Raw genomic sequence first — 19,772 nt, 5'->3', positions numbered from 1 at the left:
CGATGAGCCACCCCTTCGGCACCCTCCACCTGATCGCCAACCCCAAGTCCGGCAGCGGCGCGGTCCGCAAGACCATGCCCGAGCTTCGGCGCCTGCTCGACGAGCACGAGCTGGACCACGAGGTCCACATGACGACGGGGCCCGGACACGCCAGCGAGCTGGCCCGGACGGTCGTGGAGGCGGGTGGGCGCTACATCGCCGCCGTCGGGGGCGACGGGACCGTGCACGAGGTCGTCAACGGCCTGCTGGACGCCGATGGCCAGCCGATCGCCGAGGGGATCGTCCTGGCGGTCATCCGGGCCGGGTCGGGAGGCGACTTCGCCCGCACCTTCGGGCTGGACCGTCCCGTCGAACGCCTCGTGCGACGGCACCTGACGGGGACCGCCACGATGCCGCTCGACGTCGGCCACGTGACCTACGAGAAGGACGGCCGCGAGCAGTCCTGCTTCTTCGTCAACATCGCCGAGGTCGGCTGGGGTGCCGACGTGGTGCGGCGTGCCGCGAGGTTGCCCCGCTTCGTGGGTCGGGTGCGGTACCTGATCTCGGCCCTGGCCGCGGTGCGGGCGGCCAACCCCCAGAAGGTCGCCCTCGTGCTGGACAAGACGACCGCCAACATCGGCATGGTCGAGCTCGTGGTGGCCAACGGGCAGTTCTTCGGGGGTGGCATGAAGGTGGCACCACGCGCGCTGCCCGACGACGGCCTGTTCAACGTCCTGGCGTTCACCGGGGGCAAGGCGCAGGTCTTCACGCTCACGCCGAAGCTGTACCAGGGCGAGCACCTGCCCAACCCCCGCATCGCGGAGTGGCAGTCGGCCACGGCGTCGGTCGCCCCCGACGAACCGATGCTGGTGGAGGCCGACGGCGAGGTCCTGGGGACGACGCCGGCGTCGTTCACCGTCGTGGACACGCCGCTCGTCCTCAAGATCTGAGGGTGCCACCGCATCGCGGGTGGGTGGCGGCCGGACTGGTCGCCGGTGTGCTCGCCGACGAGCTGCTCGGGGACCCCCAGCGATGGCACCCGGTCGCCGGGTACGGACGGGCCGCGGGGTGGCTGGAACGTCGGCTGTGGGCCGACGACGTGTCTCGCGGCACGGCGTTCGCGGCCGTCGCCGTCGCCCTGCCGGTGATCGCCGGGTCGGCGGCCGATCGCGCCGTCGACCGGCGGGTCGGCCCCGTCGGACGAGGGGTGCTGCTGGCCGTGGTGGTCTGGGCCAGCATCGGAGGACGACAGCTGCGCGAGGTGGGGGAGCGGATCGGCGGACTGCTGGAGGACGGTGACCTCGACGGTGCCCGGCGGTGGCTGCCGTGGCTGGTCGGTCGGGACCCCGCGGGCCTGGACGGCGACGGGATCGCCCGCGCGGTCGTGGAGTCGCTGGCGGAGAACACCGCCGACGCGGTCGTTGGCCCGCTCGTGTGGGGGGCGGTGTTCGGGACCCCGGGCGTGGTGGGATACCGGGCCGTCAACACGCTGGACGCCATGGTCGGCCATCGCAGCCCGCGGTACGCGCGGTTCGGCATGCCCTCGGCCCGTCTGGACGACGTCGCCAACCTGCTCCCGTCGCGGGTGACCGCCGCGGTGACGGCGGCCGTCTCCCCGCTGGTCGGCGGGTCCCCCGGCCGAGTGCTCGCCGTCGCCAGACGGGACGGCCGCCGTCATCCCTCGCCCAACGCCGGCCCGGTGGAGGCGGCCGCGGCAGGTGCGCTCGACCTGACCCTCGGTGGACCGCTCTCCTACGACGGGCGCGCCGAACGGCGTGGTCCCCTCGGCGACGGCCCACCACCGAGCCCACGCGACATCCCTCGCGCGGTCGCGTTGTCCCGGTGGATCACCGCCGCCGTCACCCTCCTGGCAGCGGGCGCCGGGTTCAGCCGACGGAGGCCAGGTAGTCCAGGCCCTGCTGGAGGTCGATGACCTCGGCGTACTTGGCGGCCAGGTCACCGAGGTTGGCGTCATGGACCGACTCCGACCGGTCGCCGCAGGCGTCGGCGACGACGAGCGGGACTAACCCGTGGGACATCGCGTCCACCACCGACGCCCGGACGCAGCCAGACGTCGACACCCCGCCGACGACCAGGGTGTCCACCCCACGGGCGACGAGCGTGCCGGCCAGCGACGTGCCGAAGAAGGCGCTCGGCATCTGCTTGACCACCACCACCTCGCCGTCGACGGGCGCAACCTCGGGACGGATGGCCCCCGGGCCGTCGGGGTCGGCCGGCGTGTCGGTGGCGAACACCCGGAGCCCCGCGACCTTGCGGAAGAACACACCCCCGTCGGCGCCGCCGGGCGCATAGCGGACGCAGGTGTGGACGACGGGCACGCCAGAGGACCGGGCCGCGTCGAGCAACCGGGCAGCCGCGTCGAGCGCACCGGTCGACGGGAGCTCGAACGCGCCGCCGACGTCGAAGTAGGCGCGGACCATGTCGACCAGCAGCAGCGCCGGTCGACGGCCGGGCCGAAGGGTTCCGCCCCAGCCCGACCGGTCGTGGCCGCTGGCGTGCCCCGGGTCCTCGGGGCCACCGGGTGGGCTCACAGTCGGGCCATCGGTGGCCTGGGCGCCGGCAGTCCCGTCTCCTCCTCGCAGCGGGCCAGGATCTCCTCCAGCGGCGGACCGGCGTCGATGACGGGGCGCTCGTCGGGTCGGGACCGGCGCAGCTCCTCGCGCAGGGCCGTCGTCGCCGCGTCGTCGACGATGCCGTCCTCGTCGCAGACCACGCCGTACCGGCGGGCACCGTCCACGCTGACCAGGCGACGCCGCACCTCCAGCGCGACCAACGACGGGTCGCGCTCCAGCGGGTCACCCCAGCCGCCACCGCCCCAGGTGACGAAGTGCAGCAGCTCGCCGGCCCGGACGGGCACGTCGTGGCACTTCGACGGGAGGACCTCGGTGGTCCCGTCGAGCCGCTCGATCCACTTGGTGCCACGTGCCCCCGGCTCGCCGCCGATGACGCCCCAGGGATAGGTCAGCCACCGGTCGTCGTGGATCGCGATCTCGCCGTCGGAGAGGAACCGGTAGGCCACCTCGACGCCGTTGCCGCCGCGATGCAGCCCGGCGCCGCCGGTGTCGGTCACGGTCGTCCACGTCTCGATCCGCAGCGGGTAGTACGACTCGAGGTACTCGCACGGGATGTTGGTGAACGACGGCCACAGGCTGTGGCCGTCCGGTCCGTCGCCCATGGGCCGGCCGGGGATCCCGCCGAACCCGATGGAGTACAGCTGGAACCACTCGCCCTTGCGTTCCCCCTCCGAGTACGTGCCCGAGTACATGAAGTGCGGCGAGGAGGAGAAGCCCGCCGCGTTCATCAGGTCGGGGTTGGTCTTGCCGAGGAGCCCACCCAGCAGGTCGAAGACGCGACCGATGCCGTGGTTGCGTCCGCTGAGCGCTGCGGGGAACCGTGGCTTCCAGAAGCTGTCCTCCGGGATGACCACGTCGATCAGCGGGTAGAACCCGTCGTTCCAGAGGATCTGGGGGTCGGCCACGGTGATCATGTAGATCCCGAAGAACATCCGGATGAGGTTCTCGTTGATGTAGTAGTTGATCGGGCCGGCGGCCTGGGGGGAGGAACCGGTGAAGTCCAGCGTCACCCGGTCGCCGTTGCGGGTCAGCGACAGCTTCAGCTCGTAGGGGCCGAAGCCGACCCCGTCGTCGCAGATGTAGTCGGTGAAGTCGATCGTCTCGCCGTCGGCGAACACCATGCCGAGCAAGGCCTTCATGGCGTCGTGGTTGCGCTGCAGCAACGCGTCGAGCGCCGACAGGTAGGTCTCGACCCCGAACCGGTCGCACAGCTCGGTTATCCGGCGTCCGGCGGTGCGGCAGGCCGCCACGATGCCGTTGAGGTCCGCCCGGTTCCAGTCGGGCTTGCGGACCTGCCGCAGGATGATCTCCAGCGCCTCCTCCGCCAGCTCGCCCTTCCGGTACAGCTTGAAGGGCGGGATGATCACACCCTCCTCGAAGATCGTCCTGGCGTCCGTCGGCATCGACGCCGGGGTCTTGCCACCCACGTCGGACATGTGCCCGAACATGCTGGCCCAGCCCACCACCCGTCCCGAGTGGAAGATCGGCATGACGACCAGCCAGTCGTTGGCGTGGGAGATCGCCGCACCACACGCGTACGGGTCGGACGTGAGCAGGACGTCACCCTCCTCGATCGTCCCCGAGTAGTTGTCGAGGAAGTCGGGGATCGACAGCCCGAACTGGCCAACGACCATCTTCCCCTCGGGATCACCGATGAGGGGGAACTCGTCGTGTTGTTCCCGGATGCCGGGGGACAGCGCCGTACGGAACAGGACCTCGTCCATCTCGTAGCGGGCGTTGCGCAACGCGTTCTCGACCAGGTCGAGGGTCACGACGTCGACGTCGACCGCCTCGACGGGCTCGGTGTTGGTCTCGATGATCGTCGCCATGGTCAAGCCTCCTCGGCGGGGGTGATGAGCAGTGATCCGGACGGGTGCACCATCGCGATGTGGTCGGGCAGGACCAAGGTCGTGGAGTCCATCTCGGTGATGACGGCGGGGCCGTCGACGACCGCCCCGGCGCCCAGCAGCGCCCTATCGATGACGACCGCCTCGTGATGGGCACCGTCGACCCAGATCCGGTGGCGGCCGACGGTGGCGTCGGCCACCGACCCGCCCTCCTCGACGGTGTCGGGGGTCACGTTGGGTCGTGGTCCGCTCGCCGTGGCTCGCAGCGTCACCACCTCGTGGGCGGTCGTGTCGAGGAGGAAGCCGAACAGCCGGTCGTGCTCGGTGTCGAACGCCGAGGCGATCGCGGACAGGCCGGCACCCTCCCCGTCGAAGGCCTCGCGGTCGACGGGAATCGGGATCTCGAAGCCCTGCCCGTGGTAGCGAACGTCGGCGGCGAACTCCACGACCATGTCGCCGTCGTCGATGCCCTCGGCCCGCAGCGTCGTGCGTGCGGCGGCAGCGAGCTCGTCGAACGCGGTGGCGATCTCGGAGTCGGAGGTGTCGGGAAGCTGGCGGATCCACGTCCGGGCGCTCTCGTCGCGCAGCGACGTGGTGGCGTCACCGTAGGCACACAGCACACCGGGTGACGGCGGGATGATGACCGGCCACGATCCCATCAGCTTGCCGAGGGCGTTGGCGTGGAGCGGCCCGGCGCCGCCGAAGGCGACCAGGGCGAAGTCCCGGGGGTCGAACCCCTGCTGGACGCTGACCAGCCGGAGCGCACCGAACATGTTCTCGTTGACGATGTCGACGATGCCGGCCGCTGCGGCTTCGACGCTGCCGAGGGCGGTCGCGTCGGCGATGCGGCCGACCGCCGTTCGTGCCGCCTCGACGTCGAGCTCGATCTCGCCGCCCGCGAGGGTGGACGGCAGGTAGCCGAGGACCAGGTTGGCGTCGGTGACGGTCGGATCGGCCCCGCCCTTGCCGTAGGCGGCCGGGCCCGGGTCCGCACCGGCGGACTGCGGTCCGACACGCAGGGCGCGGGTCAGCTCGGGCACGTGGGCGATCGAGCCGCCGCCGGCGCCGACGGTGCGGACATCGACCGACGCCGCCCGCACGTCGAGGTCACCGACCCGGGTCTGGCGGCCGATGCGCGGCACACCGTCCTGGACCAGCGCCACGTCGGTGGACGTGCCGCCCATGTCGAAGGTCAGGAAGTCACGGTGCCCGGCCTGCTCGGCGACCCAGGCCGCGCCGGTCACACCACCCGCCGGTCCGCTCAGCAGCATGTTCACCGGCGATGCCGTCGCGGCGCCGACGGAGGCGAGGCCGCCGTCGGACCGCAGGATCTTCAGGTCGCAGGCCACCCCACCGTCGGTGAGCTCGGCCTCGAGGGTGGTGATGTACCGCGCCACCTGCGGCTGGACGTAGCCGTTGGCGACGGTGGTGACGGTCCGCTCGTACTCCCGCAGCTCGGGGAGGACGCTGGAGGACAACGAGATGCCGATGTCGCTCCCGAGCACCTCCGTCGCGATGGCACCGATCGTCTTCTCGTGGTCGGCGTTGGCGAAGGAGTTGATCAACGAGACGCACAGGGCCTCGATCCCGGCGTTGCGCAGCCGTTCCAGGTCGGCCCTGATGGCGTCCTCGTCCAGACGGGTCACCACGGATCCGTCGGAGGCCACCCGTTCGACGGCGCCGACGGTGTGCTCGAGCGCCGCGAGCGGCTCGGGCTTGGGCCAGATGATCCAGCCGGCAAGGCCACCGGGGACGAACGAGCGGGCGATCTGGAGCACCTGCTCGAAGCCCTTGGTGGTCACGAGTCCGACGGTGGCGCCCTTCTGCTCCAGGATGGCGTTGGTCGCCACGGTGGTGCCGTGCAGGACCTCGCCGATGTCGGCCATCGCGATCCCGGCGTCGTCACACACCCGGCGGATGCCGTGCAGCACGCCGACCGACTGGTCGGCAGGGGTCGAGGCGGTCTTGACCCGCCATGTCCCACCCGTGTCGGTGTCGATGAGCAGGACGTCGGTGAACGTGCCACCGACGTCGACTCCGAGCCTGTAGGTCATGTCCTCGTCCTCCTGGATCGTCGGCTGGTTGCGTGCGTGGCTGGATCAGCGGGGGTGCGTGGCGTGCGTGGTCAGATGACGCCGTCGTCGCGGAGCGTTGCGATGGCGGCGTCGTCCATGCCGAGGAGGTTCCGGAGCACCTCGTCGGTGTGCTCCCCGAGCGCGGGTCCGGGCCGTCGGACACGGCCGGGGGACGCCGTCAGCCGGGGGGCCACGTTCTGCATCGGGATGTCGCCGAACTCGGGATGGGCGACGCGGACGACGGCCTCCCGGGCGGCGAAGTGCGGGTCGGCCAGCATGTCCTTGGCGCGGAAGATGCGGCCGGCCGGGACCGCGCCGTCGGCAAGCCGCCGGAGCAGGTCGTCGGCGTCGATGGTCGACGTCCACTCCGCGATCATGTCGTCCAGCAGGGCCGCGTTGGCGCCTCTGGCGGAGTGGGTGGCGAAGCGGTCGTCGGTCGCCAGCTCGGGCTGGTCCATGACCTTGGCCAGCCGCGTGAAGACCGTGTCCTGGTTGGCAGCCACGAGGACCATCTCGCCGTCCCGCGTCGGATAGGCGTTGGAGGGGGCGACGTTGGGCAGGACCGACCCGGTTCGTTCGCGCTGGTAGCCGGCGACCTCCCACTCGGGCAGCAGGGACTCCATCAGGGCCAGCACCGCTTCGTAGATCGCGGAGTCGACGACCTGGCCCCGCCCCGTCGTGTGCCGGTGGTGCAGCGCCACGAGCGTGCCGAGGCATGCGAACGTGGCCGCGAGGGAGTCGCCGAGGGAGATGCCAGCCCGGGCGGGTGGCTTGTCGGGGTCGCCGATGACGTGGCGGATGCCCCCCATCGCCTCGCCGATGGAGCCGTAGCCCGGACGGGGGGCGTAGGGGCCGGTCTGGCCGAACCCGGTGACGCGGGTCACGATCAGCCGCGGGTTGACGGTCCAGAGGTCCTCGGGCGCCAGCCCCCAGCGCTCCAGCGTCCCGGGCCGGAAGTTCTCGATCAGGATGTCGGCGTCGGCCACGAGCCTGCGGACCAGGTCCTGGCCGGCCTCGGTCCGCAGGTCACAGGTCACCGAGCGCTTGTTCCGGGCGACGACGGGCCACCACAGCGACTTGCCGTGCGGCTTCTCGCGGCCCCACTGGCGCATGGGGTCGCCGCGTCCGGGGTCCTCGACCTTGATGACGTCCGCGCCGAAGTCGCCGAGCAGCTGCCCGCAGAACGGGCCAGCGAGCAGCTGTCCGAGCTCGATGACCCGCAGGTCCTCCAGCGGCATCGGGGTGCCGTCGGTGTGCACATCGGTGGTCATGGGATGGTGTGGCTCCGGTCGGGGGCGGGGGTGGTCGTCCGCGGTCCGAGGACCGAGGCGCGGGCGTTGAGGAGGTGGCTGCGCATGACGCTCTCCGCCCACGCGCCGTCCCGGGCCCGCAGGGCGGCCACGATCTCCAGATGGTGGGCCACCGAACGGCGGACGGCGGCCTCGTCGAACCCGCTGAGGGTGCGCAGGACCGCGACGGTGTGGAACAACCCGTCGATCGTGGCGGCCACCGTCGAGGAGCGGGTGGCCACCGCCAGGCCCTGGTGGAACCGGGCGTTGAGCTCGTAGACGGCGTCGAGGTCCTGCGATGGCCCGGGCAGGGCGAAGAGGGCGATCTGCTCGGCGAGCGCCTCGAGGTGGTCGAGCTCGTCCTCGGTGATGCTGTCGGCGGCCCGGCGTGCGGCCATCCCCTCGACCCGGGCACGGAGCTCGAAGACGTGCTCCAGCTCGTCGGTGGTCAGCTCCACGACACGGGCACCTCGTCGTGGGACGATCTCCACCAGGCCGTCGGCGGCGAGTCGCTGCAAGGCCTCCCGAACCGGCGTGCGGGACACCCCGAGCCGGTCGGCGAGCTCGACCTCTCCCAGCCGGTCGCCCGGCCCGTAGACCCGCTGGACGATCAGGGCGCGTATCTGGTCGACGACATCCATCTTGCATACACGCAAGGGCCGAAACGGTCTCCTGTCAACCCCCATGTCGGGATCTGTGGGCCACATGTGCGTCGTTGTGCATACAATCCCGGCGATGGCTGAACTGCATGTCGTGGAAGTCGGGCCGCGCGACGGCCTGCAGAACGAGGCGGTCGTGCTCGACCCCGTCACCCGGTCGGCGTTCGTGTCACGGCTCGTCGCGGCCGGTCACCATCGGATCGAGACCGTCAGCTTCGTCCACCCCGAGCGGGTCCCGCAGATGGCCGGTGCCGAGGAGGTCATGGCGGCAGTCCCCAGGGTGGGCCCGGACGGCCGGGCGGTCAGCCACATCGGGCTGGTCCTCAACGAGCGGGGCCTGGAACGGGCCATCGCTGCGGGGGTCGACGAGGTCAACCTCGTGGCCGTCACGACCGAGACGTTCAACCAGCGGAACCAGGGTGCCGGGCTCGACGCCGTGCTCGACGCCACGGCCCGCATGGTGGAACGCGCGGGACAGGCGCGCGTGTCGTCGACCGTGACCGTGGCCGCCGCGTTCGGCTGCCCGTTCGAGGGCGAGGTCACCACCGAGCAGGTGCTCCGCGTCGTCGAGGCCGTCCTGCCCGCTGGCCCCGACGAGATCGCGCTGGCCGACACCATCGGCGTGGGCGTGCCCGCCGACGTCCGACGCCTCGTCGGCGCGGTCCGCGACATCACCGACGTGCCGCTACGGGTCCACCTGCACAACACCCGCAACACCGGATACGCCAACGCATGGGCTGCGGTCGAGGCCGGGGTCGTCGCCATCGACGCCAGCGCCGGTGGGTTCGGGGGCTGCCCGTTCGCACCGGCGGCGACCGGGAACATCGCGACCGAGGACCTCGTCTACCTGCTCGGCCGCTCCGGTCTGGACGTCGGCCTCGTGGTGGAGGATCTCGTCGACCCGGCCAGCTGGATCGCCGCGGCGCTCGGGGCGGATCGCACCCCTGCGCTGCTCGGGCGGGCCGGCACGTTCCCCAGCTGATGCGACGTCCGCGTCGTCGCGGCGGTCACACGACGACGCGGAGGTCCTCCAGCTCGCAGATCGGGGAGGGGTCGGCATGCTGCTCCCATGCCTCGGCCAGGCGGTCCACCGCACGGGTGAGCACCAGCTCGGAGTGGCTGTAGGGGATCCGCAGGTGGTCGGAGAAGTGGCCCTGCGGTGACTGGATGCTGCCGGCTGCAAGGGCCACTCCGTGCCGAGCGGCCCGCATGGTGAGGTCCCTTGCCGACCCGCCGGGGAGGCGGATCCACAGGCACAGGCCCCCCTCGGGGGTGTCGAAGCTCCACGACGGCAGCCGGTGGGCCAGCGCACGTTCCAGCGTGCGTCCGCGTTGGGTGATCATGGCCCGGCGTTCGTCGGCGAAGTCCTCGCCCTCCTCCATCAGGCGGATCGCCAGCAGCTGGGAGGGGATGCTGGAGCCGAGGTCGGTCAGCGCCTTGAGTCGGGCCAGGCGGCGGATCTCGGGGACCGGACCGCGAACCCATCCCACCCGCAGGCCTCCCCAGATCAGCTTCGACAGCGACCCGGTGTGCAGGACCCGGTGGGCACCGGGATAGCTGCCCAGCGGGGGCGGTGGCCGGCGGTCGCGGTAGGTGTCGGCCAGCGTGTCGTCGGCGATGACGACGAGGTCGGGGTGTTCCTCCAGCAGGGACGCCAGGCGGCGGCGCTCGCGGGCCGGCATGACGCTCCCGAGCGGGTTGTGGATGGAGGGGATCAGGTACAGCAGGCGCGGGCGCTCGGCCAGGACCCGTTCGATCGCGTCGACATCGGCGCCCTGCTGTCCGACCGGAACGGTCCGCAGGCGCGCCCCGGAGGCGATGAACAGGTCGATGGCGCCGGTGTGGGTCAGCGCCTCGGTGACGACTTCGTCGTCGGGCCGGACGTGCAGCATGGCGATCAGGGCCAGGGCCTGCTGGGCCCCCGAGGTGACCAGCACCTCGCCTGGTTCGGTCGGCAGGCCGAGGGCGGTGTAGCGGGCAGCGATGGCCGCACGCAGGGCTGGGAGCCCTGCGGGCACGTAGCCCTGAAGGCTGGACGCCTGGGCGACGTCGGCGGCCATGGCGTCCATCGCACGTTGGGGCAGGCCCGGCGAGTCGTGGATCACGGCGGAGCGCATGTCGAGCAGCTCGCGCGGTGGGTCGAGCAGCCCGTCGAAGATCTCGTTGCGCTCGAGGCTGCGCATGAGGACGGACTCGCGAGGCGGCGGGGTCTCGGTGCGAACGCTCTCGATGTAGGTGCCCGAGCCGTGGCGACGAGTCACGAGGCGGCGGTCGGCAAGCAGCTCGTAGGCGCCGGCGACCGTGGTCCGCGAGACCTTCAGCTCCGTGGACAGCAGCCGTTCGGCGGGGAGGCGGGCCCCGCCCTGGACCTCACCGGCCTGCACCAGGCGTTCGATGGCCTGCGCGAGCCGCTGGTACATCGGCCCGCTGCCGTCGGGCCAGTCGTGCAGCCGTTCGGCCAGCCAGACAGCATCCACCTGTGACACAAGGACCTTCGCCATGCTGATGGATGTTCGTGGAGTGGACCGAACCAATCAAGTGGCCACTGCGGATCGTGGCGGCCGGGGCACCGATGAGGGGTCCTGCGGGCGGTAGGGTGCGCGGCCGTGCCCACCCTCTACGTGCTGCGACACGCCACCACCGGAGAGACCCGGCGGGCGTTCCCGTCGTCGTGCGGCCGCGAGGGCGAGGACGGTGGTGTCGAGCTCGACCTCCCGGGTCATCGCGCCGCACGGTCGTTGGCCGATCACCTGCCCCACGCCGACGTCGTGTGGTCCTCCTGGGCGACCCGAGCGGTGCAGACCGCCACCCTCGCCGTCCGCGAGCCCGACGAACGGTCCGGGGACCTGGCCGAGGCGTCCTTCGGGGAGTGGGCCGGCCGCACGGTCGCCGACGTCGACGCGACCGCACCGGCGCAGCTGCGCAGCTGGATGGCCGACGTCGACGCCACGCCCCCGGGAGGCGAGTCCTTCGCGGCCGTGCGCACGCGGGCACGCCGGGTGCTGGAGGGCGCGGCCGCCGTCGACGGGACCGTCGTGGCCGTCTCCCACGGCGGCTTCGTCCGTGCGCTCGTCACCGAGGTGCTGGGCGCCCCGAGCAGCGCGGCCTGGGGTCTGCAGCTGGCCCCCGCCTCGGTGACCGTGCTGACCGGTGACGGCGACCCGGACCACTGGCAGCTCGTCATGGTCGGCTGGCGACCGACCCTCCCCGAGGCCATCTCGTGACCGGCGAGCTGATCCTCGTCGTCGGGGGGACGCGGTCGGGGAAGAGCGCGGTGGCCGAGCGGTTGGCCGCCGAGCCCGGCGACGCCGTCACGTACGTGGCGACCGGCACCGTCACGGACCCGGAGATGGATCGGCGGGTGGCAGCACACCGTGCCCGTCGGCCGTCCTCGTGGACAACGGTGGAGACCGCCGATGTGGCAGGTGTTGTCGCGGAGGCGGCCGGCACCGTGCTGGTGGACTCCGTCGGGACGTGGGTGCAGGCCGGGATGGACGCCGACGACCTGTGGGAGGCCGGTGACCTCGACGGGTTCGCCGAGGTGGCCGCTGCCTGGCGGGACGGGGCGTCCGGCCGTGTGGTCGTGGTGGCCGAGCAGGTCGGCGGGGGAGTGGTGGCGACGGGACGCGGCACCCGTCGCTGGATCGACACCGTCGGCGCGGTGTCGCAGGCCCTGTCGGCGGTCGCGGACCGCGTCGTGCTGGTGGTGGCGGGACGGATGGTCGACCTGCCGCCCGTGCCGGCGGTCGAGTCCGCACCCCGTGGCGGCGTGTCCCCACCCCCTTCGGTCGCACCTCTCAGCGACAACGAGGAGGGGCGCGACGCGGCGCCGTCCAACGGGGAACGGATCCTGGCGGCCCATGGCGACACGATGGTCCCCGACGGGGCGCTGGACTTCGCGGTCAACGTCTGGGGCGACCGTCCACCCGCGCACATCCGCCGCGCCCTCGGTGACGCGGCCGTCGGGCGCTACCCCAACCTGGACGAGACCCGCGATGTCGTCGCCGCGCACACCGGGCTGACCCGCGACCACGTGGTGCTGCTCGCGGGAGCGGCGGAGGCGTTCTGGTTGGTGCCCCATGCGCTGCGGCCCCGGCACGCGGCGATCGTGCATCCAACCTTCACCGCACCCGAGGCGGCGCTGCGGGCATGTGACGTACGGATCACCCGGGTCCCGCGCGACGCGGCCAACGGCTGGGCGCTGCGGCCCGACCGGGTGCCCGACGACGCCGACCTGGTCGTCGTGGGCAACCCCAACAACCCGACGGGAACCCTCGACGAACCCGGCCGGATCGTGGAGCTGTGCCGTCCCGGCAGGACCGTCCTGGTCGACGAGGCGTTCATGGACTTCGTCACCGACAACCGGTCGTCCCTGACCGGTCGGGTCGACATGCCGGGCCTGGTCGTCGTGCGGTCGGTCACCAAGCTGTGGGCGGTGCCGGGGGTACGGGCCGGTTGGCTGGTGGCCGCCCCGGCGATCGCCGAGCGCCTGCGGGCGCACCAGCAGCCGTGGCCGGTGTCGACCTCGGCGCTCGGGGTCATCAGCGCGTCCCTAGCGGAGGAGTCCTGGAGGCTGGACACGGCCGCCGGCATCGCTCGACGGCGAACCGCGATGGTGCGTCGGCTGGAACGCATCCACGGCGTGACCGTGCACGACGGCGCCGCGAACTTCGTCCTGATCGAGGTCGACGGCGGCCCTGCCGTGCATCGTGCCCTGCTGGCCCGGGGGATCGCCGTCCGCCCCTCCACCTTCCCGCTGCTGCCACCCCGCTGCCTGCGCATCGCCGTCCGCGACGCCGCAGCCACCGAGCAGCTCGCCCAGGCCCTGGAGGAGGTCCTGTGATCCCCGCCGCCGCTACCGGGGTGGCAGGTCGGGTCTGGTCAGCATCGGCGCCGTGCCCACGTCGGGCAGCTCGGGTGGGCCCTGGGCCTCCAGGGCCTCCAGGGCCAGGTCGATGGCCGTGTCCAGCTGGGGGTCCAGGCCGGCGGCTGCGTCGTGGGGGGCGATCTCGACGGGGTTGGTCGGGTCGGTGCCGTAGTTCTCCACGCCGAAGCCGACGTCGTCGAACCAGAAGGCGAAGCCCGGTTGGGTCGTCACGGTGCCGTCGACGCTGGGGTTGCGGGGCTGGATGCCGATCACGCCGCCCCACGTCCGGGTGCCCACGACGGGGCCGAGCTCCAGCCGCTTCCACGCGTGCGTGAAGATGTCGCCGTCGGATCCGCACCGCTCGTTGGTGACCGCGACCAGCGGGCCCGCCGGGGCGTGGTGCGGGTACGGCTCCAGCGCGCCGGTCCGCCGCAGCTGGTAGCCGATCCGCCGGCCGCTCAGCGTCTCGAGGATCAGCGACGAGACGTTCCCGCCACCGTTGAACCGCACGTCCACGACCAGCGACTCGCAGTGCATGGTCGACAGGTACTGGTCGGTGAACTCGGCGTACCCGCCGGCGCTCATGTCGGGGATGTGCACGTAGCCGATGCGCCCGCCGGACCGCTCGGCCACCCGGGCCCGGTTGCCGGCCACCCAGTCGGCGTAGCGAAGCGGCGTCTCCGAGGACAGCGGCCGCACGCGGACGGTCCGCTCCTCGGGGTCGGCCACGCGCAGCGTCACCTCCTTGCCGGCACGGTTGACCAGCAGGCTGGCCGGTGAGGTGGTCTCGTCCACCGGCACCCCGTCGACGGCCAGCAGCCGCGCACCCTCCGACACCCGCACACCGGGTGCCCGCAGCGGCATCCGACGGGACCTGTCGGTCGGGTCCCCGACGAGCACCCGCCCGACGGTCCACCCCTCCTCGCCGAACTCCACGTCCGCGCCCAGGTGGCCGAGCGGTGCCTGCGGCGCCGACGGATGGTCACCGCCGCGCTCGTAGGCGTGGCCGGTCCCGAGCTCGCCCAGCATCTCCCAGATCAGGTCCGACAGCTCTGCCCTGGTGGCGATCCGGTCGACCAGCGACAGGTACCGGTCACGGACGGCGTCCCAGTCCACCCCGGACATCTCGGCGTGCCAGAAGAGCTCCCGCTGCAGCCGCCAGGCCTCGGCCAGGATCTGCCGCCATTCCGCCGGCGGGGAGACCTCCACCGACAACCGACCCAGCTGCAGCCAGCCCGACACCCGCGGCGGACCGTCGGCCGCCGGCCCCTCCGGCGGCTTGACGCCGGCCCGGACCGCTCGCAGGCGACGCTTCACCGAGTACACGAGGGTCGACCGGTCCTCCGACACCGCGTAGGAGCTGACCGAGGGGATCTGCACCTCGTGCTTGCCGGTCAGCAGGTCCAGCACCTCGAGCTGCGCCATCGGCGGCCGGTCGTTGGGCGGCCGGGGCACCAGCGGCTGGGGACGCAGCGGCATGCCCATCGCCATGACCTTGCCGCGCAGCCCGGTGACCGCCCGGTAGCGACCGGTCGGGAACGGCAACGTCACGACACGCTCCGACAGCCCCTCGACGTCGAGCCGCATCGGCGGCGGCTCCTTCTTGTCGGCCTTCCCGACGCCGAGCGGGTCAGCGGCATCCGCGTCCAAGTCGGCGCCGTTGGGCGCGTCCCCGTCCGGCGCGCCGCCGTCATCGGTCGGACCGTCCGGATCGGTCGGGTCGACCGGGTCGCCGTCGGCATCCCCGCCGTTCGCGGGGTCACCGTCCAGCGGTGCCACGGGGGCCGGCTGGTCCTCGTCGGTGCCGCGGGCCGGGGAGGGGAGGGGCGGCGGCGTGGGCCGCTTCTTGCCGCCTGGTCGCTGTCCGGGTGCATGCGGGTCGTGGTCCATCGGGGCCCGACCGTCCTCGGTCAGCACCGCCGCGACGACCAGGTCGGGCATGGGGAACCCGTGGTCGAACCGGACCCCGTCCGGCACGGGCGACAGCCGCGAGCTGGCGATCCAGTACAGGAACTTCCCCTGTGGGTCCCACGCCGGTGCACGGTTGGCATGTCGGCCCTCGGCCACGACCGCCTCGGTGCCGTCCTCGCGATGCCAGATGCGGATGGACGCGGTGTACCAGTTGCTCTCGCGGTGCGACCACGCCAGCCAGCGGCCGTCGGGCGACCAGCGGGGATGGTCCACGCCGTACACCGACGACGCCACCTCAGTCACCGAGCCGTCCGTCAGGTCGACGACGCGCAGGCGGCCGCCCTGGTCGACGAGGGCCACCAGGTCCTCCAGGGGCGAGACGACCAGGTCCAGGGGCACCCCGACCTCGACGTCGTCGAACCGGGTCACCGTCCCGTCGGGCCCGTGGACCTCCAACCGCTCCTCGCCGTCGGTGTCGGCGAGCAGGACCAGCCGCTCGCCGTCGGGCAGCCAGTCGACCAGCCGGTGGTTGACCCCATCCCTCGCCCCGTGCTGCACGACCGGGCCGTCGTACAGCGGCATCGAGAACGGCCGGCCACGAACGCGCATGGCGACGTGGGTGCCCTTGGGATGCACCGCGTAGGACTGCAGCCATCGGGACGGGTCGACGAACCGTCGTGACCGCTCGGTCCGCGGCGACCCGAGGCGCAGCTCGACCCGTGCGGGTGCCGCGTCGGATGTGGGGTCCAGCCGCCAGACGTCCCCGCCGGCGGTGTAGACGATCGTCGTGCCGTCGGTGTGGGCGAAGCGGGCGTAGAAGTCGTGGTGGTCGGTGTGGCGGCGCAGGTCGCCGCCTTCCAGGTCGCAGGAGTGGACGTTGCCGACGCCGTCGTGGTCGGAGACGAACCAGACCCGGTTGCCGATCAGCATGGGGGAGGAGATGTCACCGGGCAGGTCCGGGAGCAGCCGCTCGAACGTGCCCGTCCCGTCGACGTCCAGCCACAGGTGACCGGCCGTCCCCCCGCGGTACCGCTTCCACCGCCCCTGGTTGGTCGTGTTGCGGCCGAGCAGCACCCGGCCGTCGTCCCCGAAGGCGACTTCGTGGGCGGTGCCCCAGCCCAGCGGCCGGGGTTCGGGACCGTCCCCACCGATCTCCATCAGCTGGCTGTCCCGCACGAACGGCAGCCGGGCGTTGGTGGCAAGGACCAGCCGATCCTCGCCCCGCCAGGCCCGCGGCACGCTGACGCTGGCCCCGAGGTGGGTCCACCGGTCGTGCGACCCGCCCTCCAGCGGCATCCGGTAGACCTCGGGGTGGCTCTCCTCCCTCGAGGTGAACGCCAGCCACGACCCGTCGGGTGACGGCAGCGGGTGGCTTGCGGCCGTGCGGCCGTCGGTCACCCGATGTGCACGGCCCCCGCCGAGGTCGGCGATCCAGATGTCGTCGTCGGCGACGACCAGGAGGGTGTCGCCGTGAACGGCCGGGTGACGGAGGTAGTCAGCGGGGGCAGCCATGTCGCAGGACAGTAGCCCCCCGACCCCAACCGGTCAGCGCCGCGCGTTCTGTCCCTGCAGCGCCTCGGCCTGGTAGGCGTCGCGGACGGCGTCGTCGGTGTTGGCCATCACGTCGTGACCCCCGAGCGCCCGGGTGAGGAAGTCACGGGCCACCGACGGCAGGCCGGCGGTGAGCATCCGGAGGGGCTCCAGGATCCATGGGACCATCGCTTCGTTCCTGCGACCCCGCACGACCCGCACGACCGCGGCTGCGACGTCCTCCGGCTCCACGGACGGGATCATGCTGGACCCCAACCCGGCGCCCAGCCGGGTGTTGACCACGTTCGGCATGATCGAGGACACCTGGATGCCGTGCGGACGCAGCTCGGCGCGCAGGGCGTCGCTGATCCCGACGACCGCGTGCTTGGTCCCGACGTAGGTGACCAGCCTGGCGATCGGGACCTTGCCAGCAGCAGAGGCGATGTTGACGATGTGGCCCTGCCCGCGGTCGGCCATCACCCGGCCGGCTGACTTGGCGCCGAGGAGCACGCCGCGGACGTTGACGTCGATCTGCAGGTCGGTCGCGCGGTCGTCCTCCTTGAGGAAGTCGCCGACGACCATGATCCCGGCGTTGTTGACCATCACGTCGAGCGGGCCGAACGCCTGCTCGGTGGAGCGCACGAAGGCATCCATCGAGGAGGGGACGGTCACGTCCAGCTCGAAGGCGACGACGCGGTCGCCCAGCTCCTCGGCGGTGGCCTGCGCCAGCTCGAGGTCGAGGTCGCCGATCGCGACCGACATGCCCTCGGCCACGAAGGCCTCGGCGATGGCCTTCCCGATCCCGCGGGCGCCACCGGTGATGGCGGCGACCTTGCCGTTCAGCTCGACGGTCATGCTGGAGTGCTCCTCGGCTCGACATGCAGCGTCGGGGCGACGCCGCCGGCCGGCAACCTATCGCTGTTAACCCAGCGGGGAAAGCCCGTTCGCTCCGGGAACGACGAAACCGCCGACCCGAGGTCGGCGGTCATCGGGGGCGAGGGGCGGGCGACGCCCCTCAGCCGCGTCCTACCAGGAGGACTTGGTGATGCCCGGGAGCTCGCCCTTGTGGGCCAGCTCGCGGAAGGTCACGCGGGAGAGGCCGGCGAAACCGATGTGGCCGCGCGGGCGACCGTTCAGGCGGTCACGGTTGCGCAGGCGCACCGGGCTGCCGTTCACCTTCATGGCGTTGAGGGTGTCACGGGCGACCAGCTTCTCCTCGAACGGCGTGTCCGGGTTGCTGATGATGGCCTTGAGCTCGGCGCGGCGCTCGGCCTGCTGAGCGACCATCTTCTGGCGCTGGATGTTCCTTGCGATCTTGCTCTTCTTGGCCACGACTGTGTCTTTCGACGAGGGTGTGCGGTGGTGAGGACTTTCCGATGATGCCGTACAGCGAGGACGCTGGGGCGCAGGCAGCACGATGGGCCGCGCAACGGCGGATGGAGAAGTGTACGCGCCGGCCGGAATCCGTGCCAGCCGTATCATCGGCCGCGTGTCAGCCACCACCACCCACACCGCCTCGACCACCAGCACGTCCCGCGTGGACCGTGCCGTCACCGCCATGGAGGACGCGGGCGTCCGCGCTCTGCTGATCGGCCCCGGCGCCGACCTGCGCCACCTGATCGGCTACGACACCCACCCGCTGGAGCGGATGACCCTCCTGGTCGTCGCCGCGGACGGCAACCACCTGCTGGTCGTCCCCGAGCTCGAGCGCGCACGTGCGGAAGCGGCCGGCGTCGGCGTGCCCGTGCACGGCTACGGGGAGACCGAGGACCCGTTCGCGCTGGTGGCCGGCCACCTCGACGGCGGCCGGGCGGACGAGGCGATCGGCGTCGGCGACCAGCTGTGGGCCCGCTTCGTCCTGGGACTGCAGGACGCCATGCCGGGCGCCACGTGGACACCGGCGTCGGCGGTGACCCGCCAGGTCCGCATGGCCAAGACCCCCGACGAGGTCGCCGGGCTCCGCGCCGCCGGACGGGCCATCGACGCCGTCCACGCCCGCGTGCCCGAGCTGCTGCGCCCCGGCCGGACCGAGGACGAGGTCGGCCGCGACATCGCCGAGGCCATGCTCGCCGCCGGCCACGATGCGATCGACTTCGTGATCGTCGCCAGCGGACCCAACGGCGCATCCCCGCACCACGAGACCTCCGATCGTGTCATCCGGGCCGGCGACGCGGTCGTGGTGGACATCGGGGGTCCCGTCGACGGGTGGTTCAGCGACTGCACTCGCTGCTACGTCGTGGGGGAGGAGCCCGAGGGGTACGCCGAGGCGTACGCAGTCCTGAGGGCTGCGCAGCAGGCCGCCGTCGACCACGTCCGGCCGGGTGTCACCGCCGAGTCCGTGGACCGTGCCGCCCGACAAATCATCACCGACGCCGGCTACGGCGAGGCGTTCATCCACCGCACGGGGCACGGCATCGGCCTGGAGGTCCACGAGGAGCCCTACATCGTGGAAGGCAACGACCTGGTCCTGGCAGAGGGCATGACCTTCTCCATCGAACCCGGCATCTACCTGGAGGGGCGCTTCGGGATGCGGCTGGAGGACATCGTCGCGGTCACCGCCGACGGGGTGGAGCGCCTGAACGTCGCCGACCACGACCGGATCCTGGTCCCCGTCACCCCGTGAGCACCCCCGACTCCGACACCACGCACGACGCCAGCCCGGAGACCCACCCGGACGTCGGGATCGACGACTCGCGACCCAGCGCCGACCAGCGTGTCCTCCGGCGGGCGGCGGTCGCCGGTGCCATCGCGTTCGCGGTCACGGCGATCATCGTCCTCGGGCTGAACGCCGCGTTCGGTGGCGACGGTCGGGGCGCCCTCGTGTGGTTCATGGCGGCCATCGTCGTCGGCCTGCTGGTCTGGTCCGGCTGGCTGGTCCTGGTCCTGCTGCTGGACGTCATCGCCGGTACGGTGCCCGGCCGACGACGACTGGTCTGGACCGCGGTTGCGTTCGTCCTGGCCTTCGTCAGCCCGATCCTGCCTGCAGCCGCCCTGCAGGCCGCCGCAGGGAGCTGATCGCCA

General features: G+C 72.3%; 16 protein-coding genes. 7 read left to right on the top strand and 9 right to left on the bottom strand.

All coding sequences use genetic code 11. From position 1 onward, the window contains the following. The first annotated feature begins 2 nt into the window (after positions 1-2). A complete protein-coding gene (locus CUC05_RS11865) occupies positions 3-929 on the top strand; it encodes a diacylglycerol/lipid kinase family protein (RefSeq protein WP_108666319.1) in 927 nt (308 codons plus the stop codon). 2 nt (positions 930-931) lie between these two features. Beyond that, positions 932-1,912: a cobalamin biosynthesis protein gene (locus CUC05_RS11860; protein ID WP_108666318.1), complete on the top strand. Its 981-nt coding sequence runs from the start codon at positions 932-934 to the stop codon at positions 1,910-1,912. Here the strand turns inward: CUC05_RS11860 and CUC05_RS11855 are convergent. The 5 genes from CUC05_RS11855 to CUC05_RS25870 all read right to left on the bottom strand — a co-directional run bounded on the left by CUC05_RS11855 (position 1,866) and on the right by CUC05_RS25870 (position 8,440). Further along, the gene (locus tag CUC05_RS11855) at positions 1,866-2,531 is read right to left on the bottom strand and encodes an isochorismatase family protein (RefSeq protein ID WP_205712284.1); all 666 of its coding nucleotides are present in this window, start codon (positions 2,529-2,531) and stop codon (positions 1,866-1,868) included. The genes CUC05_RS11860 and CUC05_RS11855 overlap by 47 nt on opposite strands. Next, positions 2,528-4,402, bottom strand: coding sequence for a hydantoinase B/oxoprolinase family protein (locus CUC05_RS11850; RefSeq protein WP_108666317.1), 1,875 nt, complete (start codon positions 4,400-4,402; stop codon positions 2,528-2,530). Before CUC05_RS11850 ends, CUC05_RS11855 begins: the two co-directional genes overlap by 4 nt. 2 nt (positions 4,403-4,404) lie before the next feature. Continuing rightward, positions 4,405-6,474 (bottom strand): hydantoinase/oxoprolinase family protein, encoded by a 2,070-nt coding sequence (locus CUC05_RS11845; RefSeq protein WP_108666316.1) that lies wholly within the window; start codon positions 6,472-6,474, stop codon positions 4,405-4,407. Positions 6,475-6,545: 71 nt separating this feature from the next. Next, the gene (locus tag CUC05_RS11840) at positions 6,546-7,766 is read right to left on the bottom strand and encodes a CaiB/BaiF CoA transferase family protein (protein ID WP_108666315.1); all 1,221 of its coding nucleotides are present in this window, start codon (positions 7,764-7,766) and stop codon (positions 6,546-6,548) included. Continuing rightward, a complete protein-coding gene (locus CUC05_RS25870; protein ID WP_276308893.1) occupies positions 7,763-8,440 on the bottom strand; it encodes a GntR family transcriptional regulator in 678 nt (225 codons plus the stop codon). Before CUC05_RS25870 ends, CUC05_RS11840 begins: the two co-directional genes overlap by 4 nt. A 79-nt stretch (positions 8,441-8,519) precedes the next feature. Between CUC05_RS25870 and CUC05_RS11830 the strand changes: the two genes are divergently transcribed. After that, positions 8,520-9,425 carry a hydroxymethylglutaryl-CoA lyase gene (locus CUC05_RS11830; RefSeq protein ID WP_108666313.1) on the top strand — a complete coding sequence of 302 codons (906 nt, stop codon included), beginning with the start codon at positions 8,520-8,522 and terminating at the stop codon, positions 9,423-9,425. 25 nt (positions 9,426-9,450) lie between these two features. Here CUC05_RS11830 and CUC05_RS11825 read toward each other — a convergent pair whose 3' ends face one another. Then, on the bottom strand, positions 9,451-10,944 hold the full coding sequence (locus CUC05_RS11825) for an aminotransferase-like domain-containing protein (RefSeq protein WP_108666312.1): 1,494 nt from the start codon (positions 10,942-10,944) through the stop codon (positions 9,451-9,453). A gap of 105 nt (positions 10,945-11,049) precedes the next feature. Here CUC05_RS11825 and CUC05_RS11820 point away from each other — a divergent pair, with 105 nt between their 5' ends. Both CUC05_RS11820 and CUC05_RS11815 read left to right on the top strand, forming a co-directional pair. Continuing rightward, the gene (locus CUC05_RS11820; protein ID WP_157965475.1) at positions 11,050-11,667 is read left to right on the top strand and encodes a histidine phosphatase family protein; all 618 of its coding nucleotides are present in this window, start codon (positions 11,050-11,052) and stop codon (positions 11,665-11,667) included. Beyond that, positions 11,664-13,286 (top strand): bifunctional adenosylcobinamide kinase/adenosylcobinamide-phosphate guanylyltransferase, encoded by a 1,623-nt coding sequence (locus CUC05_RS11815; protein ID WP_108666310.1) that lies wholly within the window; start codon positions 11,664-11,666, stop codon positions 13,284-13,286. The genes CUC05_RS11820 and CUC05_RS11815 overlap by 4 nt, the downstream gene beginning before the upstream one ends. 12 nt (positions 13,287-13,298) lie before the next feature. On the opposite strand, the gene CUC05_RS11810 is transcribed toward CUC05_RS11815, so the two are convergent. From CUC05_RS11810 to rpsN, 3 genes are all read right to left on the bottom strand, one after another. Continuing rightward, positions 13,299-16,733, bottom strand: a complete 3,435-nt coding sequence (locus CUC05_RS11810) for a S41 family peptidase (RefSeq protein WP_108666309.1) — start codon at positions 16,731-16,733, stop codon at positions 13,299-13,301. A gap of 33 nt (positions 16,734-16,766) precedes the next feature. Beyond that, on the bottom strand, positions 16,767-17,606 hold the full coding sequence (locus tag CUC05_RS11805) for an SDR family NAD(P)-dependent oxidoreductase (protein ID WP_108666308.1): 840 nt from the start codon (positions 17,604-17,606) through the stop codon (positions 16,767-16,769). A gap of 171 nt (positions 17,607-17,777) precedes the next feature. Then, the gene (rpsN, locus tag CUC05_RS11800) at positions 17,778-18,083 is read right to left on the bottom strand and encodes a 30S ribosomal protein S14 (RefSeq protein ID WP_108666307.1); all 306 of its coding nucleotides are present in this window, start codon (positions 18,081-18,083) and stop codon (positions 17,778-17,780) included. A gap of 157 nt (positions 18,084-18,240) precedes the next feature. On the opposite strand from rpsN, the gene CUC05_RS11795 reads away from it, so the two are divergent. After that, positions 18,241-19,374: a M24 family metallopeptidase gene (locus tag CUC05_RS11795; protein WP_205712282.1), complete on the top strand. Its 1,134-nt coding sequence runs from the start codon at positions 18,241-18,243 to the stop codon at positions 19,372-19,374. Next, on the top strand, positions 19,371-19,766 hold the full coding sequence (locus CUC05_RS11790; protein ID WP_108666305.1) for a hypothetical protein: 396 nt from the start codon (positions 19,371-19,373) through the stop codon (positions 19,764-19,766). Before CUC05_RS11795 ends, CUC05_RS11790 begins: the two co-directional genes overlap by 4 nt. Positions 19,767-19,772: the final 6 nt, after the last annotated feature.

The organism is Euzebya rosea, assembly GCF_003073135.1.
Lineage (GTDB): Bacteria > Actinomycetota > Nitriliruptoria > Euzebyales > Euzebyaceae > Euzebya > Euzebya rosea.
This window is presented reverse-complemented; position numbering and strand designations above follow the sequence as displayed.

Excerpts from the sequence above, each read along its gene's own strand:
- CUC05_RS11850 (WP_108666317.1), bottom strand. The coding sequence starts at position 4,402 with ATGGCGACGATCATCGAGACCAACACCGAGCCCGTCGAGGCGGTCGAC.
- CUC05_RS11845 (WP_108666316.1), bottom strand. The coding sequence starts at position 6,474 with ATGACCTACAGGCTCGGAGTCGACGTCGGTGGCACGTTCACCGACGTC.
- CUC05_RS11840 (WP_108666315.1), bottom strand. The coding sequence starts at position 7,766 with ATGACCACCGATGTGCACACCGACGGCACCCCGATGCCGCTGGAGGAC.
- CUC05_RS11830 (WP_108666313.1), top strand. The coding sequence starts at position 8,520 with ATGGCTGAACTGCATGTCGTGGAAGTCGGGCCGCGCGACGGCCTGCAG.
- CUC05_RS11825 (WP_108666312.1), bottom strand. The coding sequence starts at position 10,944 with ATGGCGAAGGTCCTTGTGTCACAGGTGGATGCTGTCTGGCTGGCCGAA.
- CUC05_RS11805 (WP_108666308.1), bottom strand. The coding sequence starts at position 17,606 with ATGACCGTCGAGCTGAACGGCAAGGTCGCCGCCATCACCGGTGGCGCC.
- CUC05_RS11810 (WP_108666309.1), bottom strand. The coding sequence starts at position 16,733 with ATGGCTGCCCCCGCTGACTACCTCCGTCACCCGGCCGTTCACGGCGAC.
- CUC05_RS11865 (WP_108666319.1), top strand. The coding sequence starts at position 3 with ATGAGCCACCCCTTCGGCACCCTCCACCTGATCGCCAACCCCAAGTCC.